We start from the raw sequence: 14,182 nt of genomic DNA, 5'->3' as shown, positions 1-14,182 counted from the left end.
CATGCCCCCAGTCTGCCGCGGCTGTCAAAGCAATTCGGCCTCGTCGGCGGCGGCCCGGCCGGACTCCCAGCCCTCCAGGCTGTCCACCCGGCGGCCCCGGGCCCGCACGGTCCGCGGGAAGGCCCGGTCCATCGCCTCGTGCACCTGGACCTCGCGATTGCGCAGCACCGGCAGCAGGTCGTGGCCGGCGAACTCGCGCTCGGCCGCCTGCCGGAGCCGCTCGCCGATCCGGATCGCGTAGGCGACCAGGAACGAGCGCCGGAACGCCTTCACCCGGGCCTTGCCCTTGGCCGGCTCGTCGCGGGTCATCGCCCGGTTGGCCTGCACCAACAGCGACGTGTAGAGCAACTCCACCGCCTCGATGTCGGCGTCGAAGCCGAAGACCGTGCTGAAGCCCAGCTCCGGCGACCAGACGGTACGGCAGGTGTTCGCCCGGGCCACCGCGTCCAGCAGGCTCGCCTTCTCGCTCTCGTACGGGTGGTCCACCCCGATCCGGCGGGCGAACGGTGTCACGTCCACATCCGGGGCGGTGACCTCCTCGATCCGGTACCGGGTGATCAGCTCCTGGGCCTTGGCGCTGTACGTCTCCGCCTCGGCCGGGAAGTCGGTCGCCTCCGCCTTGGCCAGCAACGCCCGGACCCGGTCGAGGATGCGCCGGTCGGCGTGGTGGTGGACGGTGGTGTCCGCGGTGCCCGGCGGCGGGATGAGGACCTCGATGGCGGGCAGCCGGCGCAGCTCGCAGAGCAGGTCGAGGGAGGCGTCCAGGACGGCGATCCGGTCCTGGCGCTTGCGCTCGTGGGCCGGGGCCGGGATCTGGGCCCGCCAGCGCTCGTCGACCGGATCCTTGCCGCGCAGGAACGCGGTCGCCGCCTCGGTGACCAGCCGCGCCTGGATCGGGTTGCCCCGCCGGGCGACCGCCCGGTGCAGTTCGAGAGGCTGCCAGCCGTTGCGGAACAACCGGTCGAACTGCTCGGCCAGCGCCGCGTCGAGGGCGGCGTCCGCCTCGGCAGCCGGCGCGCCGGTCAGCAGGTCAAGCGCAGTTTCATGATCGAGGTCTCCGGCCCGGGCCCGGTCGACGATCTCGCGGGCCGTCATGGGAGCCCATGGTAGTTGCCGGACTCCGGGCTCCCGCCCGTAGGGAGATCAGCACCACATCCGCCGGGAGCGGCGAGGGCGGGGAGGGCGGTGCGGGCCCTCCCCGCCAGGGGTGGCGATCACGCCGCTGGGCCTCAGACGTCGAGGTCGTTCTCGATGCGGCGCAGCTGGTGCCGGGACATCGCCAGGTTCGCGCGGTCCCGGCGCAGCGCCACGTACAGGAACAGGCCCTTGCCGGACCGGCTCGTGAGCGGCCGGATCATGTGGTACTGGGTGTCCAGCGTGATGAGGATGTCCTCGATCTTCTCGGAGAGGTTGAGCATCTCCATGGCCCGCAGCTTCGCCCGGACCACGTCGGTGTTGCCGGCAGCCGCGACGGTCAGGTCGAGTTCCTTGCCGCCTCCGAGGGTCCCCAGGGCCATGCCGCTGGTGTGGTCGACGAGAGCGACGCCGATGCAGCCGTCGATCTCCATGATTTCCTTGAGTGCGGTGTCCATGTCGGGCATGGGATTCGTTCCTCCGTTGCGGTGGGATGGCGGCCCGCGTCCTGCTCGGACGGTCGAGCCGATCGGGCGCGGCGGGTGCCACGCCGTCTGGTGCGGCGGTGCCGCGGTTCATCTGCCGGTCAGCCGGCCGCCTGGCGGCGGCGCGCGACGTTGGGCAGGGTGGCCATCGGGGTCCGCCGGGCGAGCGGCGTCGATGGACCGGACTGCGTGGGGATCTCCGGCCGCAGCTGCGGCGCGGACTCCAGGGCGAGGATCCGGACGATGCGGCGAACACATCGCCGGGCCTCCAGGTGCACCATGGCGAGATTCGCGTCGCCGGAGGTGACCACGGTGAGCAGCGCGTTCGGCCCCGCGGTGTACGAGGTGATGTAGCCGCCGTCGCACTCGACCACGGATTCCCGCAGTTCGCCGTGGTCGACGGCGTGCGCGAAGCGGCGGGCCAGGGCCAGGTGGGCGGCCGCCAGCGCGGCCAGGGTGTCCGGCTCGAGTCCGTGCGAATCGTGCGCGACGACCAAGCCGTCCGCGGTGGCGAGCACGCTGCCGGAGAGTTCGGGCACCCTGCTTCGCAGGCGGCCGAGCTCCTCGAGTACCGCCGGGTCCACCGTCATCCTCTCCTCGCTCCTTCGGCTGGTCGGGGGTGCGCGCGTCACCGCAGTGCCCGCAATGCGGTGCGTATGCGCTTGAGCAGGACTTCGTCGGTGCCCTGGTGCACCGGCGGGTTCTCGGCGGCTGCCATCTCCTTCGGCAGCTTGGCGCCGGGTTTGCGGCGGGCCAGCCGGGGCGGCCGGTACACCCCCGCGTTGTTGTCGGCGGCCGGCGTGGCGGCCAATGGCGGTTCACTGTTCGGCGGCGGGGTCCGGGCCGTCACCGGCTCCGGCCCGCTGATCACCGGTACGGTCGGCGCGTCCGCGACGTCCACGGCGGGACGGGCGACCGGCACCGAGACGCCGCGCGGCTGGGGGAGCCGGACGAAATCGGGGCCGTCGGCGGCCCGTACCGCGGGCAGCTCGATCAGCCCGAGCGCCGCGAGGCGCCGCAGCTCCTGGATGGTCGCGAAGCCCGCGCGGCCCAGCAGCAGAGCCAGATCGGCCGGGGTGCGCTGGCCGTCGGCGTGCACCAGCAGCTCCCACTGCAGCGCGGTCAGCACGACCCGTTCCCGCGGTGCCCGGGTGACCGGGATGACCGGCGCGGTGTCGATCCGCGGATTCGGCAGGATGTCGTCGAGCAGCCGGACCCGGCGGCGCACCTCCCGGTCGATCGCGGCCGCGTCGACGTGCACCACCGCGCCGAGCCAGTGCGCCGCGTCCGGCACGAACTTCGCCGGGGCGGACGGCGAGCTCAGCACGAAATAGGCCGCGTCGTAGATCGCGCCGAGCACACAGAGCTCCAGCTCACCCTGGGTGAGGTGGCCCTGCTCGACCAGGAGCTGCCCGACCCGGGCGGTGGAGGTGCCCAGGTCCAGCGCGTTCTGCCAGGTCCGCCCGGCCAGCCGCCCGGAGGAGGTCAGCAGGGCGCCGACCCCCGGCGCGGCCGGTGACTCGGCGTAGACGATCCGCCCCTCGAAGACGTAGACCGCGCCGCCCGGGTGGCCGCCGACCACCAGCGCGCCGGTCTGCCGCTCGCCGGCGACCTGCGTGAGCAGGCTCCCGGGCGCTGCGGTCTTCGTGGGTGTCACCACAAACTCCTGTTCAGGTCGCGACCAGTTCGTCGGCGAGGCGTTGCATCTGTCGGCGGGCCACGGCGAGGTTGCCGCGCACCCGGTCCAGCCACACGTAGAGCACCAGCCGGCTGTCGAACTCGGTCTGGACGATCCGCAGGAGGTGATAGCCGCCGGCGGTGGTGATGATCAGGTCTTCGAGCAGGTCGTGCGGGATGGCCGAGACGAACAGCGAGCGGCTGTTCGCGGCCTGGACCACCTCCGCCGTGCCGGCCGCCGCGGCCTCGTGGTCCGCATTGGGTGCGGCTCCGGTCGTGGCGACCGGGAACCCCGTGGTGTAGTCGACGATGCTGGCCCCGACAGCGCCGGGGATCGTCATGGCCTCCTGCAGACAGTGGTCGACGCCGGGCACATCACTCCTCAGCGCTTCGTCGCTCACGGGCCTCGTTGCCCCGATGGCGTCCGGTGCCTCCCGCGCCGCCACCGTGGGCCATCCTCCGGTGACACTGCGGCGACAAGTCGCACGTTTTGTGCGTCATGGTCCGGTCAGCGCTACCGGCCGCGAGCGCGGCCTGCGCGGGCCGGGTGCGGCTCGCAGTCGTACGGCGGTGCGGTGCCCGAGCGCGCCCAGGTCCACCCCGGCCACCTCACCGAGCCAGTGCCGTTCGCCGGGCACGAACCGGGCCGGCGCGTCATCCTGCTGCAACAGTTCGTGGGCGGCGTCGGCGATCACCGCCACCACCCGCAGGGTCAGCTCGTTCTGGCCCAAGCGGCCGTCCCGTAGCAGCACCCGCCCGACCCGGTGCGAGCCACGGCCCTCGGCGTACGCCGCCCGCCACGTGTGCGGGGAAAGCCGGCCGGAGGAGACCAGGCGCTCGCCGATGCCGGGACGCGCCGGCGTCTCGGCATAGGTGATACGCCCGGCGGTCAGATAGAGCACCCCGCCGGGGGTGCCGCCGACATGCAGCGCGCCGGTACGGCCCGACTCGCCCAGGTCGGTGAGCAGGCGCCGCATCGACGCGGTCGCCGGTGAACCAGGAATCACGGAACGTCATCCTGGGCTTCATCGAGTCCCGTCGTCGCACGGCCGGTGCGCTGTTCCGTTCGGGGTCACCCACCCGGGTCGCGTAACGTGATCGTCACATACGTCGATCTCGGGAGGTTTCATGCCGGTCCGGTGGGAAAAGATCGTGGTGGACGCGCAGGACCCGGCACGGCTCGCCCGGTGGTGGGCCGAGGCGCTCGGCTACGTGATCGTCAACGAGCAGTCGGACGAGGTCGAGATCCGCCGGAGCCGGGACGAGTTGCCCGCTCTGCTGTTCACCCCGGTGAAGGACGTCAAGGCGGTGAAGAACCGGCTCCACATGGATCTGCGCCCGGAAGATCAGGAAGCCGAGGTCGAGCGGCTGGTGGACATGGGCGCCCGGCCGGCCGACATCGGTCAGGGCGACGACGTCCCGTGGATAGTGCTGGCCGACCCGGAAGGCAACGAGTTCTGCGTGCTCGGGTCCCGCTCCCGATAGGGGCATCCGGCTTAGGGTGGGATCATGACGGCCGCCGACGCCCAGCGGTGGGCATCCGAGCCCGCCAAGGACAGTGGGTACGGGCGTACGCCGTACCAGCGCGACCGGGCCCGGGTGCTGCACTCGGCCGGGTTCCGGCGGCTCGCGGCCAAGACCCAGGTGCACACCGCCGGGTCGGACGACTTCCTGCGGACCCGGCTCACCCACTCGCTGGAGGTGGCCCAGATCTCCCGGGAGATGGGCGCCCGGCTCGGCTGCGACCCGGACGTGGTGGACGTCGCCGGGCTGGCGCACGACATCGGGCACCCGCCGTTCGGGCACAACGGCGAGGCCGCGCTCGACATCGTCGCCCAGGACTGCGGGGGCTTCGAGGGCAACGCGCAGACCCTGCGGGTGCTCACCCGGCTGGAGGCGAAGGTGCCCGGCGCCGGCCTCAACCTGACCCGGGCCGCCCTCGACGCCTGCTCCAAGTACCCGTGGTTCCGCAAGCCGGGCAGCCGCAAGTTCGGGGTCTATCCGGACGACCGGCCGGTCTTCGAGTGGCTGCGGCAGCCGCGCACCGACGAGCGCCGGTGCCTGGAGGCGCAGGTGATGGACTGGGCGGACGACGTGGCTTACTCGGTGCACGACGTCGAGGACGGCATCCACGGCGGCTACCTGAGCCTGCGCCCGCTGCTGCACGACCCGGACGAGCGGGCCGCCCTCTGCGCGGACGTGGCCGCCACGTACTCCGCGGAGAGCGCCGGTGACCTGGGCGCCGCGCTGGACCAGTTGCTGGCCGACCCGGCGGTGGTGGCGGTGGCCGACTACGACGGCGGCTATCCGGCGCAGGTCGCCCTCAAACGGATGACCAGTGTGCTGACCGGGCGGTTCGTGTCGTCCGCGGTCGGCGCCACGCACAGCCGGTTCGGCACCGATCCGATGCGCCGCTACGACGCGGATCTCGTGGTGCCGCGTACCGTGCGTGATCAGTGCGCCCTGCTCAAGGGCATGGCGTTGCGTTACGTGATGCGCACCCGGGCCGCCGAGGACTGGTACGACCAGCAGCGCACCATCCTGGTCGAGTTGGTGGAGGCGCTCACCCGTACCCCGGAGAGGTTGGATCCGCTGTTCCGGCCGCAGCATGCGGCCGCCGCCGACGATGCCGCCGCGCTCCGTGTGGTGATCGACCAGGTGGCCTCGCTGACCGATCACGCGGCGGTGGCCTGGCACCGGACCCTGGTGGCGGCCCGCCGATAGCGCGAGGCAGGATGTATGCCGTGGCGGGCAGGGTCAAGGACGAGGACATCGCACTGGTCCGTGACCGGAGTTCGATCGTCGACGTGATCAGCGAGACGGTGACGCTGCGGTCGGCCGGTGGCGGCAATCTGAAGGGGCTGTGCCCCTTCCACGACGAGAAGACTCCGTCGTTCAACGTGTCCCCCGCCCGCAATGTCTATTTCTGTCACGGTTGTGGGCAGGGTGGCGACGCCATCAAGTTCCTGATGGACGCGGAGCACCTGTCGTTCATCGAGTCGGTCGAGCGGCTCGCCGGCAAGGCCGGCATCCAGCTGCGTTACGACACCGACACCGGCGGCCCGGCCGCGCCGCGGCCGCAGACCGGGCAGAAGCAGCGCCTGCTGGCCGCGCACGTCGCCGCCGTCGACTTCTACCGCGAGCAGTTGGGTACGCCGGGGGCGCGCAAGGCGCGCGAGTTCCTGGCCGAGCGTGGTTTCGGCCGGGACGCGGCGGAGAAGTACGGCTGCGGTTTCGCCCCGGACAGCTGGGACATGCTCAGCAAGCACCTGCGGATGAAGGGCTTCACCGCGGAGGAGCTGACCGCGGCCGGCCTGTCGAAACCGGCCCGGTCCGGCTCGCTGATCGACCGGTTCCGGCGCCGGCTGCTCTGGCCGATCCGGGACCTGAGCGGTGACGTGATCGGGTTCGGGGCGCGCAAGCTCTTCGAGGACGACGACGGCCCGAAATACCTGAACACGCCGGAGACGCCGATCTACAAGAAGTCGCACGTGCTCTACGGCATCGACCACGCCAAGCGGGAGATCGCCAAGCGGGGCCGGGCGGTGATCGTCGAGGGTTACACCGACGTGATGGCCTGCCACGAGGCCGGCGAGCCGACCGCGGTGGCGACCTGCGGCACGGCGTTCGGGGTGGACCACATCCAGGTGCTGCGCCGGCTGCTGATGGACAGCGACAGCTTCACCGGCGAGATCATCTACACCTTCGACGGGGACGCGGCCGGGCAGAAGGCGGCGCTGCGGGCGTTCGAGGAGGATCAGCGGTTCGTCGGGCGGACCTTCATCGCGGTCTCGCCGGACAACATGGACCCGTGCGAGCTGCGGCTGGCCCGCGGTGACCTCGCGGTCCGCGACATGATCGCCGGCCGCGAGCCGCTGGTGGACTTCGCGCTGCGGCAGACCCTCGCGAAATTCGATCTCGACACCGTCGAGGGCCGGGTGGAGGCCATGCGGCGCGCGGCGCCGCTGGTGGCGAAGATCAAAGACCGGGAGAAACGCCCGGAGTACGCGCGCAAGCTCGCCGGCGACCTCGGCATGGACCTGGAACCCGTGCAGCGGGCGGTGAACTCGGCGGTGCGCGGGGACGCGGCGGCGCCGCAGCCGCAGCGGGGCGCGCAGTCGTCGGCTGCCGACTCGCCGCAGCGGCTGGTGGAGCGCGAGGCGCTGAAACTGGCCCTGCAGGAGCCGGTGCTGGCCGGGCCGATGTTCGACGCGCTCGGCCCGGAGAACTACGGCGACGCGGTCCTGCAGGCGGTCCGGGAAGCGGTGACCCACGCCGGTGGGGCGTCCTCGGCCACCGGCGGCGCGGTCTGGATCGAGAAGGTCCGCGACTCGTGCGCCGACCTCGGCGGCCAGGTGCTGGTCAGCGAGCTGGCGGTCGAGCCGCTCTACGTCGACGGCCCGGTCGACCCGCGCTATGTGCAGATCACCCTGGCCCGGCTGCAGGGTGGCGCGCTGGCCACCCGGATCCGTGATCTGAAGTCCAAGGTGCAGCGGCTCAACCCGGTCACCCACAAGGATCAGTACCTTGCGCTGGCCGGGGAGCTCTTCTCGCTGGAACAGCAGGCCCGTGCCCTGCGTGAACAGGCGGCAGGTGGATTGTGAAGCTCTTCCGACGGCGCCCGCGGCTCCCGCAGGAGTCCCGTCCGCCCCTGGAGGCCGACGAGCGGGTGCTGGCCTGGTGCCCGGTGGCCGAGTCCACCGACGAGGTGGTGGTCGCCACCAACCGGGGGATCTGGCTGCCGTCGGCGGTGGAGCGGCTCGGCTGGCACGAGATCCACAAGGCGGCCTGGTCCGGGCGGGAGCTGCGGATCACGCCGGCCGAGGTGGCCGAGGAACGGGACGGTTACACCGTCCTGGTGGACGGCCCGGTGCGGTCGTTCCTGCTGCTGGAGCCCGGTGAGCTGCCCGATCAGGTACGAGCGCGGGTCACCCGCTCGGTGGCGTACACGACGCACCACGCGCTGCCGGAGGGCGCGGTCCGGGTGGTCGGCCGGCGGGTCAGCGGGCGCAACGGGCTGAGCTGGGCGGTGCGGTACGACGCGGGCACCCCGGTGGAACGGGCCGAGGTGGTCGAGGCGACCGACGAGTTGGTGGGCGCTGCGCGGGATTCTGTCGTACCCCCTCCGTAGGGTCTGCGGATGTGTCCTCTCTCATCAGCGCGCGCGGTCTGATCAAACGGTTCGGCGACTTCACCGCGGTCGACGGCATCGACGTCGACGTGCGGGCCGGTGAGGCGTTCGGCTTCCTGGGGCCGAACGGCGCCGGCAAGAGCTCCACCATGCGCATGATCGGTTGTGTCTCCCCACCAACGGGCGGTGAGCTGCGGATCCTCGGGATGGATCCGCAGCGCGACGGCCCCAGGATCAGGGCGCGACTGGGCGTCTGCCCGCAGCTTGACAATCTCGATACCGAGCTGACCGTCCGGGAGAATCTGACGACCTACGCCCGGTTCTTCGGCATCCCCCGCAAGGTGGCCCGTGCCCGGGCCGCCGAGCTGCTCGAGTTCGTGCAGCTCGGCGAGCGCGCCGACAGCAAGGTGGAGCCGCTCTCCGGCGGGATGAAACGGCGACTGACGATCGCCCGGGCGCTGGTCAACGAGCCCGACATCGTGCTGCTCGACGAGCCCACCACCGGTCTCGACCCGCAGGCCCGCCACCTGGTCTGGGAGCGGCTGTTCCGGCTCAAGCAGCAGGGCGTGACGCTGGTGCTGACCACGCACTACATGGACGAGGCGGAGCAGCTCTGCGACCGCCTGGTGGTGATGGACGGCGGCCGGATCGCCGCCGAGGGCTCGCCCCGCGAGCTGATCGAGCGCTATTCGACGCGGGAGGTGGTGGAGCTGCGCTTCGCCACCGAGGAGCAGGGCACCTATGCGGAGAAGATGGCCGGCATCGCCGACCGGTTCGAGGTGCTGCCCGACCGCATCCTGCTCTATGTGGCCGACGGCGACGAGGCCCTCGCCGAGGTGCACCGGCGTTCGCTCAGCCCGTCCAGCGCCCTGGTCCGGCGCAGCAGCCTGGAGGACGTCTTCCTGCACCTCACCGGCCGGACGCTGGTGGACTGATGACCGCCTCGGCCTATGTTCTGGAATATCACCTGGTCAACTACCGCCGGACCTGGCGGGCGAGCGCGCTCTCCACGCTGGTGCTGCCGCTGCTCACCATGCTCGGCTTCGGCATCGGCGTGGGGGGTTATGTCACGGCCGGCGTCGAGGGCGTCGACTATCTGGACTGGCTGGTTCCCGGCCTGATCGCCTCGGCCGCCGCGCAGACCGCGATCGGCGAGTCCACCTGGCCGGTGCTGAGCTATTTCGAGTGGCTGAAGGTCTATTTCGGGCAGGCGGCCGCGCCGCTGCGGGTGGCCGACATCGTCACCGGCCACCTGGCCTTCATGCTCTTCCGGGTGCTGATCAGTGCGGCCGCGTTCCTGCTGGTGGCGGCGTTGTTCGGCACGCTGCACTCGCTGTCGGCGCTGGCCGTGCTGCCGATCGCGGCGCTCACCGGGCTGGCCCTGGCCGCGCCGGTGATGGCATACAGCGCGAGCGTCACCAGCGACAGCTATCTGGCGATCCTGATGCGGTTCGCGGTGCTGCCCATGTCGCTCTTCTCCGGGGTGTTCTTCCCGGTCGAGTCGCTCGGCGTGCTGCGCTGGGTGGCCTATGTGTTGCCGCTCTGGCACGGGGTGGACCTGTCCCGGGCTGCCACCCTGGGTGTCTGGCCCGGGTGGGACGGGCTGTGGCACCTGCTCTACCTGATGGTCTGGGGCGCGGCGGGATGGTTCCTGGCGGTCCGGCGCTTCGGCAAGCGACTGGTGGTGTGACGTGCTGACCTTGGTTCTGCCGAAACTGGTGTCCTTCGAGGGGATGGGCCGGCGGTCCGCCTCGGTCGCCGAGCGCAACGTCACCGCGCTCGGCTCGGCGTACTGGTTGGTGATGCTGGGCGGCTTCCTGGAGCCGGTGCTCTACCTCTTCTCCATCGGGATCGGGGTGGGGCAGCTGATCGGCGACATCAGGCTGCCCGGCGGTGTCGTGGTGGGTTATGCGGAGTTCGTCGCCCCGGCGATGCTGGCGGCGTCGGCGATGAGCGGGGCGCTCTCCGAGACCACCTTCAATTTCTTCGGCAAGATGAAATTCATGCGGCTGTACGAGGGCATGCTCGCCACTCCGGTGCGGCCCATCGAGATCGCGCTCGGCGAGCTGGCCTGGGCGATGATCCGCGGCAGCATCTACTCCGCGGCCTTCCTGGTGATCATGGTGGCGATGGATCTGACGTCGCCGATGCGGGCGCTGGCGGCCTTCCCGGCGACGGTCCTGGTCGGGTTCGCGTTCGGGGCGCTCGGCATGACGACGTCCACGCTGATCCGCAGCTGGCAGGACTTCGATCTGATCGGTTCGGCCCAGTTCGCCCTTTTTCTCTTCTCCGGGACGTTCGTGCCGGCCACGGCCTATCCCGCGGTGCTGCGCTGGCTGGTCGAGGTCACCCCGCTGTACCGGTCGGTCGACCTGATCCGCGGCATCACCACCGGCACCGTCGGGTGGGTGCAGGTGCTCGACGTGGTCTACCTGCTGGTGCTTCTCGCCGTCGGTCTGACCGTCGCCGGTCGCCGGATGGAGCGCATGCTGTGCAAGTGAGGTCCCGTCCCGGAGGTTAGGCGGGGCTGTTGCCGGGCAACAAGCATCAAGGCCGTAATCGCACGTGGCAGCGGGGAGGGCAGCGTGCGGTCGGCCGGGAGCCGTCGGTTCACCCGGAGGGAAGCCCCGCGATGAAACTTCGCCACAAATCCGAAGAAGAGCCGGGCCGGCACGCCTCGGCCGGTCACGCCGAGCCCACAGCGGCCGACGGTCCTGACGCGGCCGGCGCCCGGCGCCGTGGCGCCGCCGATTACGACGCGGCCGCCGCGGCCACGACCCGGACGGCTGAGGACCGCGATCCCGACCTCTCGGCCCCCGGGCCGGACGAGGGGCCGGACAAACCCAGCCAGCTCCGCTTCAAAGGCGTCTTTGCCGCGGTGCGCCGCACGTTCAAGCAGTTCTCCGAGGACAACATCTCCGACTGGGCGGCCGCGCTCACCTACTACGGCGTGCTGTCGATCTTCCCGGCCATGATCGTGCTGATCTCGCTGCTCGGCCTGGTCGGCACCGACGGCCAGAAAGCGGTCAGCGACGCGATCAAGGAGATCGCCCCCAATGACCAGCTGCAGAACCTCGTGCAAACCGTGCTCGGCCAGGTGAAGGACCAGGGCACCGCCGGCTTCGCGGCGATCATCGGTCTGCTGGTGGCCTTCTGGTCGGCGTCGGGCTACATTGCCGCGTTCATGCGCGCTTCGAACGCCATCTACGACGTGCCGGAGGGCCGCCCGGTCTGGAAGACCCTGCCGATCCGCGTCGGCGTCACCGCGCTGGTCGGCGTGATGCTGGTCCTCTCCGCGGCGATCGTCATCTTCACCGGTGACATCGCCCGCGTGGTCGGCGAGCAGATCGGCCTCGGCGAAGTCGCCGTCACGACGTGGAGCATCGCCAAGTGGCCCGTCCTGGTCGCGCTGGTCAGCCTGATGTTCGCGGTCCTCTACTGGGCCTCGCCGAACGCGAAGACCGGCGGTTTCCGCTGGGTCAGCCCCGGCGGCATCTTCGCGGTCGTCCTCTGGGTGGCGGCCTCCGCGGCCTTCGCCATCTACCTGGCCAACTTCGCCAACTACAACAAGACGTACGGCACGCTCGGTGGTGTCATCGCCTTCCTGGTCTGGCTCTGGATCTCCAACATCGCCATCATGCTCGGCGCCGAACTCGACGCCGAACTGGAACGCGGCCGCGCCATCGCAGCCGGCCACCCGGCCGACGACGAGCCGTTCCTGGAGCTGCGCGACACGCGCAAGCTCAAGAAGGGCAGCGAGCACGGCCTAAGCCAGAATTAGCGCCCCTGCCCGCCTGTTCCGGTGCGCCGCCGCTCCCCGCGGTGGCGCACCGTTTCGTTGCCAGCCCGCGCCCTGCGGTGGCGCACGGTTTCGTTGCCGGCTCGCGCCGCGCGGTGGCGCACGGTTTCGTTGCCCAGCCCGCGCCTCGCGGGTAATGCGGGCATGCGATTAGGTCGGTTCGCGTGCCGCCGTTGGCTGGTCACCCCCTGACGGAGTAAGTCCTTTCCTCTTTCCCGGCGTCGAACGCGGAATGTCTTCGAGCGCAGACGCTGTCAGACGCCGAGGCCCCACAGATGTCCTCGCCTGCGACGTTTCCGTCCAGGACTTCCTGCCTAGGTCGCAGGACTTTTGAAGGCGGCACCCTGATCGCGACAGATCTCCAGACCTTTCCTGAGCCGGTATAACTCTGTTCTTTGGGTAGAAGTGTCTATTCACGGTTGGGACCCTCGGCTCCTGACTTTATCTGCAGATCTTTATGGCTGAGTTGCGCCCACCCCTCGCGATCTTGATGTTTTCGGGCCACCGTCATCGCAAAGCTGGACAAGTTCTGTGGGCGAGACGGACTCCGCGCTCCGAAAGTCGTCCAGCTTCGGCGGCTCAGCCTGACGGCCTAGCTCCGCCCAGCCTGTTCCGCGGCGTCCCCGCCCAGGCGCGGCGGTTCGGCTCCGATCCGGCGGCCCGGCCTGGCGGCCCGGCTCCAGGCCGCCAGCCGTCTTGGCCTGCCGGGCCCGGCACCGCCCGGCCCGGCACCGCCCGGTCCGGCCCCGCTCGGCCTGGCCCGGCCCGGCCCTGCGCGGCTTGGCCTGGCCTCGCCTGGCTGCCTGGCCTCTCGGATGCAGCCTGTCGGTCGACGCCCCGGCGGCTCGCGGACTCATCGTCCTGGCGAAAGGCGCGAGCGTGAGGCGTCGGGAGCGAGCCGCACATCGACCCCTCTTCGGGCAGCTCCGGACGAATCGACGCCGGTGCTAGGTGCGGCACCACGCCGGACTTTCGCGTCAGGAAGCAAAAGTTTTTATTGATCATGCAGAAGGTATGGACGGCTGTGACGGAACGGGCCTACTGTGACGGGCACCACTCCATCGGAGGTGTTCGTTGTACCTGACCGATGCACCCCATTTGCGAATCCTTCGCCTGCTCCGTGACGAAGGCCCGGTCTCCCGCGCTGAGCTGGGCGATCGCCTCGAGCTGAGCCGGCCGCGCCTGCTCGCCGAGGTCGAGCGCCTGGTGGCCGCCGGGCTGATCGCTGAGGCCGGGATGGCCGCCTCGCGGGGTGGCCGCCGGTCGACGCTCGTCGAGTTGCATCCGGATCTGCGCTTCGCGGCGGTCGACCTCGGCGCCACCTCGATCGACGTCGAGGTGACCAACGGGCGGCTGGAGCCGCTGGCGGCCTACCGGGAGGCGGCCGACATCCGCTCCGGCCCGCGGGCGACCCTGCACCGGGTCAACGATCTGCTGGCCAAGGCCAAGACCGAGGGGGTGTACGAGCGGCTCGACGCGGTCGGGATCGGTGTCCCGGGACCGGTCAGCTTCCGCGACGGCGTGCCGGTATCACCGCCGATCATGCCGGGCTGGGATCGGTATCCGGTGCGCGAACTGCTCGCCCGTGAGCACGGGTGCCCGGCGGTGGTGGACAACGACGTCAACATCATGGCGATCGGTGAGCGGCACGGCGGGGTCGCCCACTCGGTCGACGACTTCCTCTTCGTGAAGATCGGCACCGGGGTGGGCTGCGGCATCCACCTGGCCGGCGCGGTCTTCCGCGGGGTCGACGGGTGTGCCGGCGACATCGGGCACATCCAGGTGGAAGCCGGCGGCCCAGCCTGTTCGTGCGGCAACACCGGCTGTCTGGAGGCGCTGTTCAGCGGCGCGGCCTTGGCCCGGGACGCGCTCGCGGCGGCCCGCTCCGGCGAGTCGCCGGCTCTCGCGCTGCGGCTGGCCGCGGCCCGGCCGGCCCGCTCCGGCGCCGGGCGGGCG

General features: G+C 71.1%; 15 protein-coding genes. 9 read left to right on the top strand and 6 right to left on the bottom strand.

From position 1 onward, the window contains the following. Positions 1-24 precede the first annotated feature (24 nt). The 6 genes from AB0F81_RS19310 to AB0F81_RS19285 form a co-directional block, all read right to left on the bottom strand. A complete protein-coding gene (locus tag AB0F81_RS19310; RefSeq protein ID WP_360199018.1) occupies positions 25-1,095 on the bottom strand; it encodes a DUF2786 domain-containing protein in 1,071 nt (356 codons plus the stop codon). A gap of 134 nt (positions 1,096-1,229) precedes the next feature. After that, a complete protein-coding gene (locus AB0F81_RS19305) occupies positions 1,230-1,601 on the bottom strand; it encodes a hypothetical protein (RefSeq protein ID WP_109591698.1) in 372 nt (123 codons plus the stop codon). Positions 1,602-1,720: 119 nt separating this feature from the next. Then, positions 1,721-2,209, bottom strand: coding sequence for a roadblock/LC7 domain-containing protein (locus AB0F81_RS19300; RefSeq protein WP_360199015.1), 489 nt, complete (start codon positions 2,207-2,209; stop codon positions 1,721-1,723). 38 nt (positions 2,210-2,247) lie between these two features. Continuing rightward, entirely contained in the window at positions 2,248-3,276 is a 1,029-nt protein-coding gene (locus AB0F81_RS19295; RefSeq protein WP_360199013.1) for a DUF4388 domain-containing protein, read from the bottom strand. Between the two features lie 13 nt (positions 3,277-3,289). Then, positions 3,290-3,697: a hypothetical protein gene (locus AB0F81_RS19290; protein WP_360199011.1), complete on the bottom strand. Its 408-nt coding sequence runs from the start codon at positions 3,695-3,697 to the stop codon at positions 3,290-3,292. Between the two features lie 96 nt (positions 3,698-3,793). Beyond that, complete coding sequence (locus tag AB0F81_RS19285) at positions 3,794-4,303, bottom strand: DUF4388 domain-containing protein (protein ID WP_360199009.1); 510 nt, start codon at positions 4,301-4,303, stop codon at positions 3,794-3,796. A 121-nt stretch (positions 4,304-4,424) separates the two neighbouring features. On the opposite strand from AB0F81_RS19285, the gene AB0F81_RS19280 reads away from it, so the two are divergent. The 9 genes from AB0F81_RS19280 to AB0F81_RS19240 all read left to right on the top strand — a co-directional run. Beyond that, a complete protein-coding gene (locus tag AB0F81_RS19280; RefSeq protein WP_360199007.1) occupies positions 4,425-4,781 on the top strand; it encodes a VOC family protein in 357 nt (118 codons plus the stop codon). A 24-nt stretch (positions 4,782-4,805) separates the two neighbouring features. Continuing rightward, the gene (locus AB0F81_RS19275; protein ID WP_360199005.1) at positions 4,806-6,020 is read left to right on the top strand and encodes a deoxyguanosinetriphosphate triphosphohydrolase; all 1,215 of its coding nucleotides are present in this window, start codon (positions 4,806-4,808) and stop codon (positions 6,018-6,020) included. 11 nt (positions 6,021-6,031) lie between these two features. Continuing rightward, positions 6,032-7,900, top strand: a complete 1,869-nt coding sequence (gene dnaG / locus AB0F81_RS19270; protein ID WP_360199003.1) for a DNA primase — start codon at positions 6,032-6,034, stop codon at positions 7,898-7,900. Further along, positions 7,897-8,427: a hypothetical protein gene (locus AB0F81_RS19265; protein WP_360199001.1), complete on the top strand. Its 531-nt coding sequence runs from the start codon at positions 7,897-7,899 to the stop codon at positions 8,425-8,427. Before dnaG ends, AB0F81_RS19265 begins: the two co-directional genes overlap by 4 nt. Positions 8,428-8,438: 11 nt before the next feature. Further along, a complete protein-coding gene (locus tag AB0F81_RS19260; RefSeq protein WP_360198999.1) occupies positions 8,439-9,362 on the top strand; it encodes an ABC transporter ATP-binding protein in 924 nt (307 codons plus the stop codon). Continuing rightward, on the top strand, positions 9,362-10,117 hold the full coding sequence (locus tag AB0F81_RS19255; protein WP_360198997.1) for an ABC transporter permease: 756 nt from the start codon (positions 9,362-9,364) through the stop codon (positions 10,115-10,117). Before AB0F81_RS19260 ends, AB0F81_RS19255 begins: the two co-directional genes overlap by 1 nt. A 1-nt stretch (position 10,118) precedes the next feature. After that, positions 10,119-10,928, top strand: coding sequence for an ABC transporter permease (locus AB0F81_RS19250; RefSeq protein ID WP_360198995.1), 810 nt, complete (start codon positions 10,119-10,121; stop codon positions 10,926-10,928). Positions 10,929-11,059: 131 nt separating this feature from the next. Next, positions 11,060-12,208, top strand: a complete 1,149-nt coding sequence (locus tag AB0F81_RS19245) for a YihY/virulence factor BrkB family protein (protein ID WP_360198993.1) — start codon at positions 11,060-11,062, stop codon at positions 12,206-12,208. Positions 12,209-13,300: 1,092 nt separating this feature from the next. After that, positions 13,301-14,182: ROK family transcriptional regulator (locus AB0F81_RS19240; protein ID WP_360198991.1), on the top strand; the 882-nt coding region annotated here is incomplete at its 3' end.

Origin of the sequence: Actinoplanes sp. NPDC024001, assembly GCF_040638955.1 — a bacterium.
GTDB lineage: Bacteria > Actinomycetota > Actinomycetes > Mycobacteriales > Micromonosporaceae > Actinoplanes.
This window is presented reverse-complemented; position numbering and strand designations above follow the sequence as displayed.

Coding starts and splice junctions, on each gene's coding strand:
- AB0F81_RS19310 (WP_360199018.1), bottom strand. CDS start 1,095: ATGACGGCCCGCGAGATCGTCGACCGGGCCCGGGCCGGAGACCTCGAT.
- AB0F81_RS19305 (WP_109591698.1), bottom strand. CDS start 1,601: ATGCCCGACATGGACACCGCACTCAAGGAAATCATGGAGATCGACGGC.
- AB0F81_RS19300 (WP_360199015.1), bottom strand. CDS start 2,209: ATGACGGTGGACCCGGCGGTACTCGAGGAGCTCGGCCGCCTGCGAAGC.
- AB0F81_RS19280 (WP_360199007.1), top strand. CDS start 4,425: ATGCCGGTCCGGTGGGAAAAGATCGTGGTGGACGCGCAGGACCCGGCA.
- AB0F81_RS19275 (WP_360199005.1), top strand. CDS start 4,806: ATGACGGCCGCCGACGCCCAGCGGTGGGCATCCGAGCCCGCCAAGGAC.
- dnaG (WP_360199003.1), top strand. CDS start 6,032: ATGTATGCCGTGGCGGGCAGGGTCAAGGACGAGGACATCGCACTGGTC.
- AB0F81_RS19255 (WP_360198997.1), top strand. CDS start 9,362: ATGACCGCCTCGGCCTATGTTCTGGAATATCACCTGGTCAACTACCGC.
- AB0F81_RS19245 (WP_360198993.1), top strand. CDS start 11,060: ATGAAACTTCGCCACAAATCCGAAGAAGAGCCGGGCCGGCACGCCTCG.